Origin of the sequence: Mycobacterium sp. NAZ190054 (assembly GCF_001545925.1) — a bacterium.
Lineage (GTDB): Bacteria > Actinomycetota > Actinomycetes > Mycobacteriales > Mycobacteriaceae > Mycobacterium.
The window spans coordinates 1-15,069 of record NZ_LMVQ01000582.1; the positions used below are offsets into that span (position 1 = coordinate 1).

A 15,069-nucleotide genomic window follows, 5' to 3' on the forward strand; every position below is an offset into this window, starting at 1 on the left:
GTTGTAAACGACACCGGCGAGTCGGTTAGGCATTAGGCGGATGGGACGGGCTGTCACGCTGGCTACGAAGCTGTCACCGTCGTAGACGTCAGCGTCAACCTTCTTGGTGGCCATTACGCCCCCGAGGACGCGACCGGCGCGATCGTCGATCTGCGCAGCCGCGGGGCACGCGTGCCGGCACCGGGACGGCGCCGCGGGTACCGGCACAACCCGGTGCCGACGGATCAGACGCTCGCCGCGATAGTCGCCGTGCTGCGCAAGGTCGCGTCGGCACCGTCGTCGGGGTTGCGGCTGGACCCCGCCGTGGCGATCTCGGAGCTGCAGCAGGCCGCCCATCATCAGGAGTCGGTGGTCATCGGGTATGTCGACCCGGCCGGCGTCGCGACCCAGCGGGTGGTGGCCCCGATCAACGTCCGCGGTGGGCAGCTGACCGCCTACGACCCGGCGTCGGGTCGGGTGCGGGAGTTCGCCATCCACCGGGTGACATCGGTGGTGTCCGCAGAATCCGGATAATGGGTGGGATGACTTACCACCGAGGTGCCGCGTGACCGACGGCCCGCTGATCGTGCAGTCCGACAAGACGGTGCTGCTCGAAGTCGACCACGAACAAGCCGGCGCGGCACGCGCCGCCATCGCGCCGTTCGCCGAGCTCGAGCGCGCGCCCGAGCATGTCCATACCTACCGCATCACCCCGCTGGCGCTGTGGAACGCCCGCGCTGCGGGTCATGACGCCGAACAGGTCGTCGACGCGCTGGTGACGTACTCGCGCTACGCCGTGCCGCAGCCGCTGCTGGTCGACATCGTCGACACCATGGGCCGCTACGGCCGCCTGCAGCTGGTCAAACACCCGGCGCACGGCCTGACCCTGGTCAGCTTCGACCGCGCCGTCCTCGAGGAGGTGCTGCGGAACAAGAAGATCGCGCCGATGCTGGGCGCCCGCATCGACGACGACACCGTCATCGTGCACAACAGCGAGCGGGGCCGGGTCAAGCAGATGCTGCTCAAGATCGGCTGGCCCGCCGAGGACCTCGCCGGTTACGTCGACGGAGAGGCCCACCCGATCGACCTGGCGCAGGACGGTTGGCACCTGCGCGACTACCAGCAGATGGCCACCGACTCGTTCTGGGAAGGCGGCTCGGGCGTAGTGGTGCTGCCCTGCGGCGCCGGGAAGACGCTGGTGGGTGCCGCCGCGATGGCCAAGGCGGGCGCGACCACCCTGATCCTCGTGACCAACACCGTCGCGGGCCGGCAGTGGAAACGTGAGCTCATCGCCCGGACGACCCTGACCGAGGACGAGATCGGTGAGTACTCCGGCGAGCGCAAGGAGATACGGCCGGTCACCATCGCCACCTATCAGGTGATCACCCGCCGCACGAAGGGTGAGTACAAGCATCTGGAGCTGTTCGACAGCCGCGACTGGGGCCTGATCATCTACGACGAGGTGCACCTGCTGCCCGCGCCGGTGTTCCGGATGACCGCCGACCTGCAGTCGCGCAGGCGCCTCGGGCTGACCGCCACCCTGATCCGGGAGGACGGACGCGAAGGTGACGTGTTCTCGCTGATCGGCCCGAAGCGTTACGACGCACCGTGGAAGGACATCGAGGCGCAGGGGTGGATCGCACCGGCGGAGTGCATCGAGGTCCGCGTCACGATGACCGACAACGAACGCATGCTCTACGCCACCGCCGAACCCGATGAGCGGTACAAGTTGTGCGCGACGGCGCACACGAAGATCGCAGTGGTGAAGTCGATCCTGGAGCGGCATCCGGACGAGCCGACCCTGGTGATCGGTGCGTATCTCGACCAGTTGGACGAGCTGGGCGCCGAGTTGGACGCGCCGGTGATCCAGGGATCGACGAAGAACGCCGAGCGTGAGGCGCTCTTCGACGCCTTCCGCCGCGGTGAGATCCGCACGCTGGTGGTGTCCAAGGTGGCGAACTTCTCCATCGATCTGCCCGAAGCCAGTGTGGCCGTGCAGGTTTCGGGGACTTTCGGCTCCCGGCAGGAAGAGGCGCAGCGGCTGGGAAGGTTGCTGCGCCCGAAGGCCGACGGGGGCGGCGCGGTCTTCTACTCGGTGGTCTCGCGGGACAGCCTCGACGCCGAGTACGCCGCACACCGCCAGCGCTTCCTCGCCGAGCAGGGGTACGGCTACGTCATCAAGGACGCCGACGACCTGCGCGGGCCCGCGATCTGATCTGGACCCACGCCGCTCGCGGCAAGCGAACCCCCGCCTTGGGGGGCGCCTCGGTGGCCGACCCTCGGCCTTGCTGAGACGTAACTCACACATCCATATGACGATCCAGATAAATTTGCCGATAACTGATCAAGCGCACCTCGGCCGGGTGGCGACAATAGTCTGAACCGTCCGGCCCTCGCGCTCGACCCACCAGCTGCTCGACAGGTTTATCCTGACAGATCCCGTATGTGGCAATGACTGACCCGTGCTTTCCGTGCACCGGTACAGCGCAATTCCACATATAAGCATGGTTATGGCAACTGAACACGCTTTTGCCAGAATTGCAAAGATGGGCAGCGAGTCCGAAATTGCTGCAGAAAATTGTTCCGATGCCCCAACATGTTCATGCCGGGCAGGCGCCCGGTCGGTTTTCAACATCGGGGGTCGTCCATGGACCGCGTCGGTCGCGATACGCACACTACGGGGGACGACCCCTCACCGCAGGAGGCGCAACGGCCGAGCCGGCGGTCGGGACGTAAGCGCCGCAGGGTCGAACCGTACGCGTGGCTGACCGCGGGCGCGGTGAGCGTGGGCATTGCTGCGGCGATCTCCGGGTCCGGAATGGCCTATGCCGACGACACGGCGAGTTCCACCGGTCCCGCCAGCAGTGCGTCGGCGGAGAGTGAGTCATCCCCGTCCGCCGAGGCCTCCGACGACACCGGTGACGACGGTGACGCTGCGGAAGCCGACAGTGACGCCGGCGACGAGTCCCCCGACGTCGACAGCGACCCCGACGCCGTCGAAGACGAGGTGGCCGAAGAGGTTTCAGACGAGGTTCCGTCCGAGGAAGAGGGCGACGACGCGGTCCCCGAGGAGGCCGCTGACCGCGATACCGACGGCGCAGGGGCCGAGGCTTCCGAGGACACCGCCCCGGTCGGCCCCGAGGAGCCGGGCGTCAAGAACCGGGGCGCCACCCGGTCGGAGACTGCCACCGCGATTGACCAGCTACCCGCCGAGGAATCCGTGTCTACCGAAGAGACGGATTTCGGGCCGGCGGACGTCGCGGTGAAGGTCAGCGAGCCCGCAAGTGACCCGCTCGACACGTCACCACCGGCATCCGCTCCCGCCCTTGCCATTTCGTCGTCGGCTGCCGTCGAGCCCGACAGCGTTACGGTGGCTGAGGCATCGAGAACCGTGGCACCGATGCAGACAGCGACGGTCTCTGCGGCGGAGAGCCCGGCAGCCCCGACGACGTTGGCGGAACTGCTGAGAGCGCTGTTCCTCAACTTCCAGCGCACGTACTTCAACAAGATGCCGACCGCCAAACCCGTGCAGAAGCCGGGCCAGTCCAGCCAGGGCGTGGTCACCGGCACCGTCGGCGCGAGCGATCCCGACGGTGATCCGCTGGAGGTGGAACTGTCCGCCGGTCCGAAGCGTGGCAGCGTGCAGGTGGGCATCGACGGCAACTACACCTACACACCGTCGGCGGAGTTGGCCGCCGGCGGCGGGACCGACACGTTCACCGTCGTGGTGCGGGAGACCAACGCCGACGAGCACACCCACGGCTTCCAGGGCATGTGGGACAAGATCTTCGGGGGCACGGGCACCGCGAGCGGCACCATCGTGAAGACGGTCACCGTGACCATCGCCAAGGTGGCCGCCGACGATCCCGCCGGTGGCACCGGCGACGCCGGGAGTGGGTCGCAGGATCAACCGGCCCAGAGTCCGGGCGGTTACGACGCCGGGTTGAAAGACCCGTTCCAGCACGCGGACCAAGCCACCGGAAAGACCTTGAACGTCCGGGATTACGGTGCGACGTCGAGCAAGTCGTCCGACAACGACGCCACGGCGATCCAGAAGGCGATCAACGCGGCCCAAGCCGGCGACGTCGTGTACATCCCCGACGGGACGTACCACGTCAAGTCGACGATCACGTTGAAGACCGGGGTGTCGCTGATCGGCCAGTCGCGGGAATCGACCGTGCTGACGAGCGCGTTCTCGACCTGGTCGTATCTGTTCTCGAATCCGCATGCGGTCATCTACGCCGCCCCCGGGGTGAACAATCTGACCGTCTCGAGCTTCACGATCACCCAGGCCTCGGGGAAGATCTACGACGCCGGCGTCCGTCTGGGTTCGGAAAGTGGACAGGTCTCGCGGATCGCGGTGAAAGATCTGTTCGTCGAGCGGCACCGGCGTTTCGGCATCTTTCTTCAGAACGCAAACAACATTCTGGTGGACGGCAACATCATCAAGAATGCGTCAGCGCTCGATGGCGGCGGCTCCGGCTACGGCGTGAACATCGACGGAAGCGGCTCCCACAACAACTGGATTCGTCACAACACCATCGGTCCGGTCATCCGGCACGGCATCCTGATCCAGGAGAGCGCCCACCACAACCTCGTCGAGCACAACACGATCACGGGTGCGGTGTCCGGCGCGATCGATCTCCACGGTGAGGACGAGTACAGCAACGAGATCCGGTACAACACGGTCGCCGATTGTGTCCGTGACGGAACGTCGATCAGCGCGAACGGCGCCGGTATCGAGATCGGCGAATACAGCGGTGTCATCGGTACCGACAAGATGCACGACAACTCCGGCCCCAACAACTGGATCCACCACAACGTCGTCTACAACTGCACCTGCGGTCTGCGGATCGTCAACAACAGCAACAACACCTGGATCGAGGACAACCTCTTCTACGACAACCTGGAAGCCGGCATCAAAGCCGACCTCGCGCCGCTCGAAGACCTCTACATCCGCCGCAACACCATCTACGGTAACGGCAGCGGCATCGTGCTCCACGACGTTGTGCGGGCGGTCCTCGAGGACAACACGGTGACGGACAACGACAAGTACGGCCTGTGGACCAACGGCGGCGTGACCGACTACCTCATTGCCGGCAACATCGTCACCGGCAACGGGACGGACATCGTGCTCGGCAGCCAGAACGGCACGGTGGTCTAGCACGCACCGGGTGATGTCGGGCCGGGGAGCGCGCCGCGGTACGCCGAACCGGCGGCTGTAGAGCGACCCCTTCGCTAGGGTCGAAGGCATGGGGCTTCCACAGCCACGCCGCACCGGGCTCTACGCGTCGGCAGTACTCTGATGCGCTGGCATCCTCCCAGGCCTGGACGCGCTTCCTATACCGCAATCCGTCAGTTCGCCACGTCGAGTTGGCGATTGGTGCTCGTCATCGTTCTGGCACTCCCCTTGCTGGCGCTGGTGAACGACGAGCCCCCGCTACCATCGGCCGCCATATCGGACCCCATCGTCATGCCGTTGCCGGAGATCGACGGGAACGCCTGGCGGACTCGCGGGCAGCTGGTGAGCCAGGAGCCGTACAAACCCCCTTTCGACGACCACGATGCCGTCCTGGGCAACGCCTGGCGGGCCGTCTACAGATCCCTCTCCGGTGTGGACGGCGCAGTCCGCGACGTGTCGGGGGCGTTTTTCCTACCACGGGGGACTCCACCGCCTGACGGTTGGCCGGTCATCTCCGCCGCCCACGGCACGACCGGCATCGGAAACGACTGCGGCCCTTCCCGGCAGCCTGATCTCCAGGGCTATGCACCGCTTGTGCAGTCGCTACTGTCCGACGGGTACGCCGTCGCCCTCACGGACTACGAGGGCCTCGGCGCGCAGGGGGCACACCCGTACCTGGAGCCGCGCACGGCGGCGTTCAACACCATCGATGCGGTCCGTGCGCTGCGGCGCCTCACACCGCTGGTGTCCACACGGTGGGTTGCGCTCGGATACTCGCAGGGCGGGCAAGCGGTATGGGCCGCCAACGAATTGGACGACTTCTACGGGCACGACCTGCAGCTGATGGGAAGCGTTGCCCTGGCGCCGTCGGCGAACGCGACACCGGCGGCGGACCTGGCGTGGAACGGTTCGCTCACAGAACAGCAGCGCGCGCTGCTTCCGCTGTTCGTCATCAGTCTGGCCCGTTACAACCCCGGGCTCGACACTCGAGCGTTCCTGCACGGCTCCGACGAGGCGCACCGCAAGCGGCTCAGCCACTGCAAGCCCGCCGACCGCGAGGCGCACCGCACTTCGCTGCCGGTGCCGGTGCCGTGGGCATCTGTTGTCGGCAGAGTCCGCGAGTCGAATGAACTGAGGCCGACGACGCAGGCTGACGTCGCCGAGTTGCGAGAGGCACTGCGCAAGATCGCGCTGCCTCAGCGGCCGCTGACAAAGCCGATGCTCGTCATCGCGGGCGGACGGGATTCCCTCGTGTTACCGGTTTGGGTGAAAACCGCGGTCTCCCAGAGTTGCGCGCTGGGTGGGCGCATCCAGTTCACGGAGATCGCAAGCGCCGACCACCAGACCATCCTCTGGAAGGCCGCGCCGAGGGTGGAACACTGGATCGCCGATCGTTTCGCCGGCATCGAGGCCAAGTCGACGTGCGCCCAACGGGCACCGTCAGACAAGTGACCGTGACAGCGTTCAGGCGACCGGCAGACCCTGCAACAGCGTGACGTCGGGAACGGCGAAGAAGTTGTGCACGTACTCTGCCGGCATACCGAACGGGTTGAACTCGTCCTCCTTCAGCAGCGACAGCTGATCCTGTTGCAGATCGAAATCACCGATAGGTCTGAGGCATCGTCGATCGAGATAGAAGAGTTGGTAACCCAGGCCCTGGATGGTGTCGAAGACCTCGCCGATGGGAAACGATATGTGCCGCTGTTCGATCTCGACCAACAGCGGCGGTCGATGTCGGTCGATCATCGACCGGGCACCGTTGAGCACGTTGAGTTCGTGGCCCTCGACGTCCACCTTCATGAAGTCCACCGCGCCGTCATCCGGAATCTCGTCGTCCAACACGACGGTCGGCACCGCCATCTTCTGAACTTCGACTCTCGCCAACCCGTCGAAGCCGTGGGTGAGACTCGATTGTGCTGTCACCAAACGGTGATGGGACTTCGGAACGAGCAGGTCGGCTTCACCGGCGACGTCGGACACCGCCGCAAGGCGGAACCGTACCGCGGGATTCACGTCGGCCAGCTTCTGAAGAACTTTCACGTTCGCCGGGTGAGGTTCGTAGCTGTACACGGTGCCGGCCGTACCCACCAGTCGCGCGAAGTGATAGGTGAACATCCCCCAGCTCGCGCCCACATCGATCGCCGTCCCGCCGGCCCGCAGAAAGCGGCTGCACAGCATCGGGATGACGTCACCCCTGCGCCGTTCGCGGCGCCAGAGGAGCGCGATGAGTGTATCCATTGCCGACGGGCCGAGATACTCGCCGATGCTGCGGGGCGTGATGTATCCGGCGAGCCAGTCGACCGCACCGGTCCGCAACACATTGTCCTTCAGGGACATCTACGCCTCCTTCGCAGTCTCGGGCAAGTCACTGGGCTCCAGCTCCTGACCGCCGATCTCGCTGAGCCAGTCCCGGACTGCCGCTTGGTAGCGCGTGGCGATGACACCGGCCGCCCAGATGAACGGCACCGGACCCAGGCGCGTATGACTGTGAATGCCGACCGGTTTGGCCGACAGCCGGGGCACAGAATGGAGGCGGCCGAACCTGTGCAGTACGCGGGACGCGAACGACAACGCCGAATGCTTCAACGCGTCACGGAGATAGCCGAGACGGGTTGCGAGAGGCAGGTGGAGATCACGCGCATATCGGCGTACGGCGTCCCGGGTGACCGATGTCCATGCCGATTCCCCGTCAGCGTGTAACAGCGCAGCTGTCGCGAGCTTCGTCTGACCGAAACTGTGCCGCGGCACCCCTTCCTCCTCCGCGATGCGGCGAGGCACCGGGCGGTCGTAATCGGTGCCGACAGACCAGTGTTTCATCTCTTCACTGTTACCGATCGTGAAGATCTCGGGTTGCCGGCGCGCACCGATGAACGGAGCTGGAATGTGGATGAAATCGACGCGCAGCCGGAACTCGTTCAACGAAGCACCGCTCATGTCCTTCCGGCACAGGTGCGAGTCCGGAGCGCTGTGGACATCCCAGACCCGGCCGCCGTAATGGCCGCTGAGAAAGACACGGTGCGCGATATCGCGCTGTAGCGCCAGCATGTTCACATCCTCACCACTCATCCCGGTGGCAAGGAACTCGGCTTCCGGAAATGGCCTGCTCTTCCGGTATTCCTCCCGGTCGAATTCTCTGACGCGGTACCCGAGGGTCTCGCCGATCACCGTGCCCGAGTCATCTACCCGAAGAGGACCTCCGTTGGGACGCGCATGGCTGAAAGTCACCGCTTCTCGACAACCCGGTGATCTGGCCAGGGCCGCAACGGCCACCGAGTCATACCCCGACGAGATGGAGGCGATCGGTGTGTATCTTCTGAGGCGGCCCGGTGATGCCGCGTTCTCGATCGTCTGACGCAGAACTCGACGCAGCGTATCGACGTAACCGGTGAACGTTTCGAACGGCGGCCCTGCGGGTTTCTCGTGGAAGGTGACACAGCCGTTCTGGTGGAAGCGGACGTTGTGGCAGTAGACCAGATGCGCCACCCCGCCGCGCACTCCGCCCGCCGGGCAGGAGAAGCGCACCGGGATCGTGGTGTCGAATGCTCTTATCCCGTGGTGAATGACATTCGTGAAGTCGTCTGCGTAGGTGCGGTGGTGGAGATCCAGCTCGGCGCCTGCGGCTACCAGCATAAAGACCAGCGAATTCGATATCAGTGTCACATCGTCACGCTGAAGGAACTGTATCCGTTCCAGCGTGTGACTCGGCGGGACGATGATCAATTCATCGCCGTCGATACGGCCACCGGAACCGAAAACGTCTGTCCTCGACACGAAGTCGAAAGCAGCGGCATCGCCGGCCCACGCCCCCTCGAAGAACCCGTCATCACGCACTTCCACGCCCACACCGCACAACAGCTCTACATCGCCGCCGCGGCGCGCGTACACGCACCACGCCAAGGGCGGCAGGCGCGCATCGCGGGTCACCCGGATCCGGTGGTGCGGCATCATGTTTGACAACTCGGTTCTCCATCGATGGGGTTCAGAACGACCTGGTGCAGCACCGCCAGCGGACGCCTCAGCTCGACTCGCCGTTCAACGGGAGGAATCGGACGCGGCGGCGAAACAGGAACCAGTCTTCTTCCCGCCTGAGATAGGGCATCCATCCACCTTTCTCGCCCATGCGAAGCGATGAAGAATTGCGGGTCAGGATGAATCCGAGCCCGTAGCGGATGCCGCGGTCGACCATCTTCTGCACCATGACGGTGCCGGCGTCGGGTGCCAGTCCGAGGCCTCGGTGTTTCGCCGAGGTGAAGAGCCCCTCCAGCATGACCTCATCGGGTTTGAGCTGGGGCAGCCAGTCTCCCCACAGTGTTTCGATGCGGGCGTTGTCCTCCGCCGTCAGTAGGTACGCCATGAAGCCCACCGCCCCGTCCTGGTCGATGGCTACCCACGGCCTCGGAAGGTCGGATTCCAGGAGCCAGCGCTGGTCGGCGCGAAGCTGCGCGACTTGCGGTGACAGGCCTGGCTCGTCGGCGATCAGCGAGAGATCGTCATCGGGCTGAAGTTGTCGTACTACGAACGGAATCTTCGCCGGTGGCGGAGTGAACGGCTCAGTCAAATCCCTTCGCAGGCAGATGGATTCATGATGCGACCGCAGCCGCTTGCGCACGTTCTGGTAGAGCCAGCGCCGCCCACGATCGGAGCGGAGCAGTTCCACACCCTCGTCAACACGCATCACACCACTCCTCCCGATAGCTCCGTGAACACGACACCGCCCCCTCGCCACAGTTCTCCGGCGGACCTCCGGTCGCCGCCGTCGGAAGTCTCATCGCCTGTTCTTCTCGACGAAGTCGGCCAGGGTGCCGATGGTGTCGAAGACCTCTCCGGTGAAGTCCTCGTCATCGATCTCGAAGTCGAATTCACGCTCCAGGTTGACCGAAAGCGTCACGACAGTCATCGAATCGAGTTCGGGCATGCTTCCGAACAATTCGGTGGACGCATCGAGCATGTCGGCGCGGTCCTGGATGTCGAGCGTTTTCACGATGACGATCTTCAATCGATCGAGGGTGTCCTGGCTGTAGTTCATTCACGTACTCCTTTGCCCGAACGGCTGTTACAGCCGCTCATCTGAAATGGATGGTTCTGAGAGCCCGTCGGAGGTCTCCACCCCCTCGGCGGCGAGCACCAACTCCGCACCAGTCGTCGGCAGTACCTCACCGTCCGGCTGCCTTTCTTCACGCGCGGCAGCCGACACCGGGGCGCGCCGTGCCATGAACTGCGTCTCGAAGCTCTCGCTCAGCATCTCTATCGCGCGTTCGACATCTGCTTTGTCGAGGTGGTTGGGGGGACCGCACGGGGTGTTGTTCACGTCCACGATGTAGATGCGGCCGTCGTCGACGTCTCGCAACACATCCAGCTCGCCGTAGTCCAGACCCAGGCGTTGGACGAATTCCTGGATCTTGCGCATCTCCTCGGCGGAGAAGGCTGAGTCGGCGGAGTCGATCTCCACGCTGGTGTTCGTATTGCTGAACCGCGACCGCAAGCTCCGGTACTTCCGGTAGACGAAAGGAACGTCCGTGCCGACGACCGGTACCCGGATGTCCACGGCTTGGTGGTCCAGCACATTGTTGATCAACCGCTGGTACACCGCTCCTCGCCTGATGGTGGCTACAGGGCAGTCGACCGTCCGGCCGTCGTGCATTGCGTTAGCGTTCGACTTCACCACGCACGGCCCCCGGTGTGCGATGGGATCGACGAAGGTGCCGTAGTCGAACACTTCCTGGAAGACGGTTTCGACTCTGACCTTGCTGATGTCGTCGCAGCGGATGTTCACGACGGGACGGTCGACGGCGAAGCCGGCCAGCAGCTCGTTGTGCGCTCGGTTGGTGACGTCCTCGTAGGCGACGACGAGGTCCGGAACCTGTGCCGGTGAGTCGGTTATCGAGTAGCCGAGCGTCTTGCAGATCTTGTACAGGACCTCGGAATGGCCGGGCTTCTCGGGGTGGAAGAGAATCGTCCGCCGCGGTGTCCCGTCGTGGTTGCGCCTCGCGTTGTATCTGCGGGTGTATTTGATCCTCGTCAGGGTTCCGAGGACATAGTCGTGGTAGATCATGCCGGCGAACCGATAAGCACGGGTCTGTTGCAGCGCTTCCTTCAACAGGGTGCTGCGTGCCGGGCCCGGTGGCCGGTAAGGGCTGCGCTCTCCGATGTCCATGGCGCTAGACCAACACTTCGATAGGTTGCGGATGGCCAAGGAACGCAGTCGGACTGGCGGTCAGACCGTAGGCGCCGGCCTGGAACAGGACAATGGAATCTCCGACGTCGGCGTCGGGCAGGGTGACGTCGTCGCCGAGGAGGTCGAGCGGGGTGCACAGACAGCCGACCACGGTCACAGCCGACTCGGCGGGTTCATGCAGGCGGTTCCCGACGGCGATCGGGTAGTTACGCCGAATCACCTGCCCGAAGTTGCCGGATGCCGACAGCTGATGGTGCATTCCGCCGTCCACCACGAGGTACGTACGTCCCCGGGACACCTTTCGGTCGACGACTCGGGTCACGTACACGCCACACTCGCCGACGATGTAGCGACCCAGCTCTACGACGACCTCCGCCTCGGGAAGATTCGGCGTGATCTCGTCACCGACCAGCTCCGCGAGGTTGGCCCCGAGCGGCGCGATATCCAGCGGCACATCTTTGTCGAAGTACGGGATACCGAACCCGCCACCGAGATTGACGTACCTCACCGGAGCCGGCGCTTTCTCGGCAAGCCCCAGAATCAGCTCGACGGTCTGCCGCTGTGCTTCGCACAGGATCTGGGCGTTGAGGTTCTGGGCACCTGCGAACACATGGAAGCCGAGAAAGTCCAGATCCGCGGTCGCAAGATCGGCGAGCAGGTCAGGCGCTTGTTCGGCATCCACTCCGAACTGCTGCGGCCCACCACCCATCCGCATCCCCGAGCCCTTCACCCGGAAATCGGGGTTGACCCGAAGCGCGACCCGGGGGCGGATACCCAGCGTGTCACCGGCGCGGATCACTCGTCGCGCCTCGGTCTCCGATTCCATCTCGACGGTGACCCCCGCCGCAACGGCCTGCACGATCTCGGCCTCGGTCTTGCCCGGACCGGCGAAGAACACGCGCGACGCCGGCATCGTGGTGTCGAGCGCCGTCTGCATCTCAAGGGCCGAGGCCACGTCGAGGGCGTCGACCAGTCCGGCGAGATGTTGGACGACCGCCGGCATCGGATTGGCCTTCACCGCATAACTGAGCTTCAGCGCCGGCGGTAGTGCCGCACGCAGCGTTTCGACCCGTTCGGTCAGGAGCCGGCGGTCATAGGCGAAATACGGGGTGGAACCGACCCGGGCGGTGAGGCGGTCCAGCGGCATTCCACCGACGGCGAGCTGGCCGTCGATGCTGCCGAACGCCGCGATCATGGGGCGTAGATTCACGTGCCAAACTCCTCGCGTATCAAGGTCCGGTCGAACTTGCCGTTGGGCGAGCGCGGCAGTGTCTCGAGGACCACCACGGAGCTCGGCACCATGAACTGGGGCAGCCGCGACCTCATCGCGGCGAGCAGGGCGTCGGTGTCGAAATCCGTGACGGCGGGCGCGACCACCAGACGGATGCGCTGACCGAGGGCCTCGTCTTCCACGCCGAACGCCACCGCGTCGCGCACCAGCGCGGTCGCATATGCGACTTCCTCGACCTCCGTGGGACTGATCCGGTAGCCGGATGTCTTGATCATCTCGTCCCGACGGCCGATGAAGTAGATGAAGCCGTCGTCGTCGGTGACAGCCCTGTCGCCGGACCACACCGCGGGTTCGATCGTCCCGCCGTCCTCGGCGCGCCCAGGGACCGGCCGGAAACGTTCCGCGGTGCGCTCGGGGTCGTTCCAGTACCCGAGCGCGATGTGCGGCCCGCCTCGATGCACCAGCTCGCCCTCCTCCCCCGGGTCACACGGTGAGCCGTCGGGGCGGACGATGAGGATCTCGGCGGTGGGAACCGCCTTGCCGATGGAATCAGGTCGGCGGTCGACCTCGCTGGGATCGAGATAAGTGGACCGGAACGCTTCTGTCATGCCGTACATCAGGAACGGTGTGGCCGCCGGGAACACCTCGCGCAGCTTCTCCAGGATCGTCTTGGGCATTCGACCCCCCGTCGTGGCGAAGTACCGCAGGGACGCCTTGGCGTCGTCGGGCCACTTCGCCTCGGCGATCTGGATCCACAGCGGCGCGACGCAGGTGATACCGGTGACACGGTGCCTGGCGCACAGCCGCGGGACGTCGCCGGGAAGCAGATAGTTCATCAGGATCGCGTGGGCCCCCACCGCGAAGGTCAGTGTCAGCTGACAGAATCCCGCATCGAAGCTCAACGGCAGCGCAACCAGGATCACGTCATCGGCGGTATTGCCGAGATACGGCTGTTGGCTGGTCGCGATCGCGTTGGCATGGCTGAGCATCACGCCCTTGGGTTTTCCGGTGCTCCCGGATGTGTAGATGATGACTGCGACATCACTGTCGGGAATATCGGGAAGCGGTGTGTGACACTCTGATTCGAGTAGCCTGACCCAAGGGTGCACCTGAGGACTGCCTGCCTCGACACCGGGGTCCGTGGACGTTCCGACGACCACGACCGCCCGGACCGACGGACAAGAGGCGAGTTCGTCGCGCATCAGGGTGAGCCGCTCGGCAGAGGTCACCAGCACGCGGACACCGCAGTCCCGCAGTACGTGACCGACCTGGTTGGGACGGAGCAGCGGGTTGAGCGGGACGACGACACCACCCGCGGCCGTGGCACCATAGATCGCCACGACGGTCTCGATTCGCTTGTCGAGGAACACTGCCACGCGCTGCCCACCGGATACGCCGATCTTTTGGAGCCCGTGTGCCGCGGACCGAACCTGTTCCCAGAGCTCGTGATAGGTCAACGTCTGGTTTTTGAACGTCAGCGCCGGCGACTGTGAGTGTGTCTCTGCGCGTTCCTCGATGAGGTGGTGGAGGTTGGTGCTCATGCCCGGATCTCCGCTTCGAGGCGAGCCGGCAGGATCGCGCCGGTCAGCCGAGACATGTCAGCTCGCTGTAGAGATAGTCGATCTGGTCCGGTTCCAGTTCCCTGCTCAAAAACATCTTCGGCCGGCCCGGCACGGTCACCGATCCCGACGGTCGGTGACCCACCACCCTCAATTCGGCCAGTGTCGCCGGTATCCCGGAACGCAGCAGCAGATACCGGGACAGATGCCGGCTCCACTGTCGGTACAGATCGTGATCGCTGACGTACAAGATCGAGGCGAACACCGGCAAGCCCTTGTGGCGATCCCGCCGGAAGATGACGTAGCAGCTCCTGCCTGCCGCTGTCAGGACGACGTGGTGAGCAGGTGTGGCGGCGTGGTCGCGATAGATCCGAAGGTTGCCGCCGGAGAGCAATGGCGCGATCTCGCCGGGCGTGTCGACGATCCGTACGCCACGACGCCACGGCGGCCACGGAAGATTGGGTGTCAACACCGTCTCGGTATCCAGGGCGGTGAAGCCGAGCCGCGTGTTGAGCTTGACCACGTGGGGGTTCGGCGTCAGGTCGGTGAATGTGTACTCCCGTTGGCGCAGCAGCTTCCTGAGCATCCGTAAACCTGCCGCGCGGTGTTGTTCTGCGACACACCACACTCCGAGGTTGCAGATGTGGCGCGGAATCCCGTCGATCATCCGCTCTGAGTACAACGCGAGATATGCCCCGATGACCCGCCCGTTCTGGCGCATCAAATAGCCATGGTTGGGTTGTTCGACATTCCAGGGCGGCGACATCGCCCGGTACCATTCCGCAGCAGCCCTCGCCCTGCGCAAGCCGAGCTGGACGAACTCCGTGTGAAGGAACTCCGCGACCGCCCACACGTCGGCGTCGGTGATCGGCTTGACCTCGATGGCACCGCCGGCCGCGGCGGCCACCTGCCCGGTCACTTTCGAGGCACCGGACGAGGATCC

The 15,069-nt window shown here is 65.0% G+C and carries 11 protein-coding genes and 1 pseudogene; 4 read left to right on the plus strand and 8 right to left on the minus strand.

Features of this window, described 5'->3' with window-relative positions:
* Positions 1-117: 117 nt before the first annotated feature.
* The 4 genes and pseudogenes from ASJ79_RS29475 to ASJ79_RS29490 all read left to right on the plus strand — a co-directional run.
* Positions 118-513, plus strand: a pseudogene (locus tag ASJ79_RS29475) (DNA-binding protein); the annotation flags it as partial.
* Between the two features lie 31 nt (positions 514-544).
* Positions 545-2,194, plus strand: coding sequence for a DNA repair helicase XPB (locus ASJ79_RS29480; protein WP_067963189.1), 1,650 nt, complete (start codon positions 545-547; stop codon positions 2,192-2,194).
* Positions 2,195-2,758: 564 nt separating this feature from the next.
* Positions 2,759-5,143, plus strand: coding sequence for a right-handed parallel beta-helix repeat-containing protein (locus ASJ79_RS29485; protein WP_156448695.1), 2,385 nt, complete (start codon positions 2,759-2,761; stop codon positions 5,141-5,143).
* Between the two features lie 219 nt (positions 5,144-5,362).
* Positions 5,363-6,613 (plus strand): lipase family protein, encoded by a 1,251-nt coding sequence (locus tag ASJ79_RS29490; protein ID WP_231751093.1) that lies wholly within the window; start codon positions 5,363-5,365, stop codon positions 6,611-6,613.
* Positions 6,614-6,625: 12 nt separating this feature from the next.
* Here ASJ79_RS29490 and ASJ79_RS29495 read toward each other — a convergent pair whose 3' ends face one another.
* The 8 genes from ASJ79_RS29495 to ASJ79_RS29530 all read right to left on the minus strand — a co-directional run bounded on the left by ASJ79_RS29495 (position 6,626) and on the right by ASJ79_RS29530 (position 15,045).
* On the minus strand, positions 6,626-7,498 hold the full coding sequence (locus ASJ79_RS29495; protein WP_067963198.1) for an FkbM family methyltransferase: 873 nt from the start codon (positions 7,496-7,498) through the stop codon (positions 6,626-6,628).
* Positions 7,499-9,109, minus strand: coding sequence for a hypothetical protein (locus ASJ79_RS29500; protein ID WP_067963202.1), 1,611 nt, complete (start codon positions 9,107-9,109; stop codon positions 7,499-7,501).
* 67 nt (positions 9,110-9,176) lie between these two features.
* Positions 9,177-9,818, minus strand: coding sequence for a hypothetical protein (locus ASJ79_RS29505; RefSeq protein ID WP_231751089.1), 642 nt, complete (start codon positions 9,816-9,818; stop codon positions 9,177-9,179).
* A gap of 108 nt (positions 9,819-9,926) precedes the next feature.
* Complete coding sequence (locus tag ASJ79_RS29510; RefSeq protein ID WP_067963209.1) at positions 9,927-10,187, minus strand: acyl carrier protein; 261 nt, start codon at positions 10,185-10,187, stop codon at positions 9,927-9,929.
* Positions 10,188-10,214: 27 nt separating this feature from the next.
* On the minus strand, positions 10,215-11,315 hold the full coding sequence (locus ASJ79_RS29515) for a hypothetical protein (RefSeq protein ID WP_067963212.1): 1,101 nt from the start codon (positions 11,313-11,315) through the stop codon (positions 10,215-10,217).
* A gap of 4 nt (positions 11,316-11,319) precedes the next feature.
* Entirely contained in the window at positions 11,320-12,546 is a 1,227-nt protein-coding gene (locus ASJ79_RS29520) for a pyridoxal-dependent decarboxylase, exosortase A system-associated (RefSeq protein WP_067963215.1), read from the minus strand.
* The gene (locus ASJ79_RS29525; protein WP_067963219.1) at positions 12,543-14,108 is read right to left on the minus strand and encodes an acyl-CoA ligase (AMP-forming), exosortase A system-associated; all 1,566 of its coding nucleotides are present in this window, start codon (positions 14,106-14,108) and stop codon (positions 12,543-12,545) included. The genes ASJ79_RS29520 and ASJ79_RS29525 overlap by 4 nt, the downstream gene beginning before the upstream one ends.
* 43 nt (positions 14,109-14,151) lie before the next feature.
* Entirely contained in the window at positions 14,152-15,045 is an 894-nt protein-coding gene (locus tag ASJ79_RS29530) for a hypothetical protein (RefSeq protein ID WP_231751090.1), read from the minus strand.
* Between the last annotated feature and the right edge of the window lie 24 nt (positions 15,046-15,069).

Bases quoted from the DNA above. Each gene is read 5' to 3' on its own strand.
- ASJ79_RS29500 (WP_067963202.1), bottom strand. From the start codon at position 9,109: ATGATGCCGCACCACCGGATCCGGGTGACCCGCGATGCGCGCCTGCCG.
- ASJ79_RS29515 (WP_067963212.1), bottom strand. From the start codon at position 11,315: ATGGACATCGGAGAGCGCAGCCCTTACCGGCCACCGGGCCCGGCACGC.
- ASJ79_RS29495 (WP_067963198.1), bottom strand. From the start codon at position 7,498: ATGTCCCTGAAGGACAATGTGTTGCGGACCGGTGCGGTCGACTGGCTC.
- ASJ79_RS29510 (WP_067963209.1), bottom strand. From the start codon at position 10,187: ATGAACTACAGCCAGGACACCCTCGATCGATTGAAGATCGTCATCGTG.
- ASJ79_RS29525 (WP_067963219.1), bottom strand. From the start codon at position 14,108: ATGAGCACCAACCTCCACCACCTCATCGAGGAACGCGCAGAGACACAC.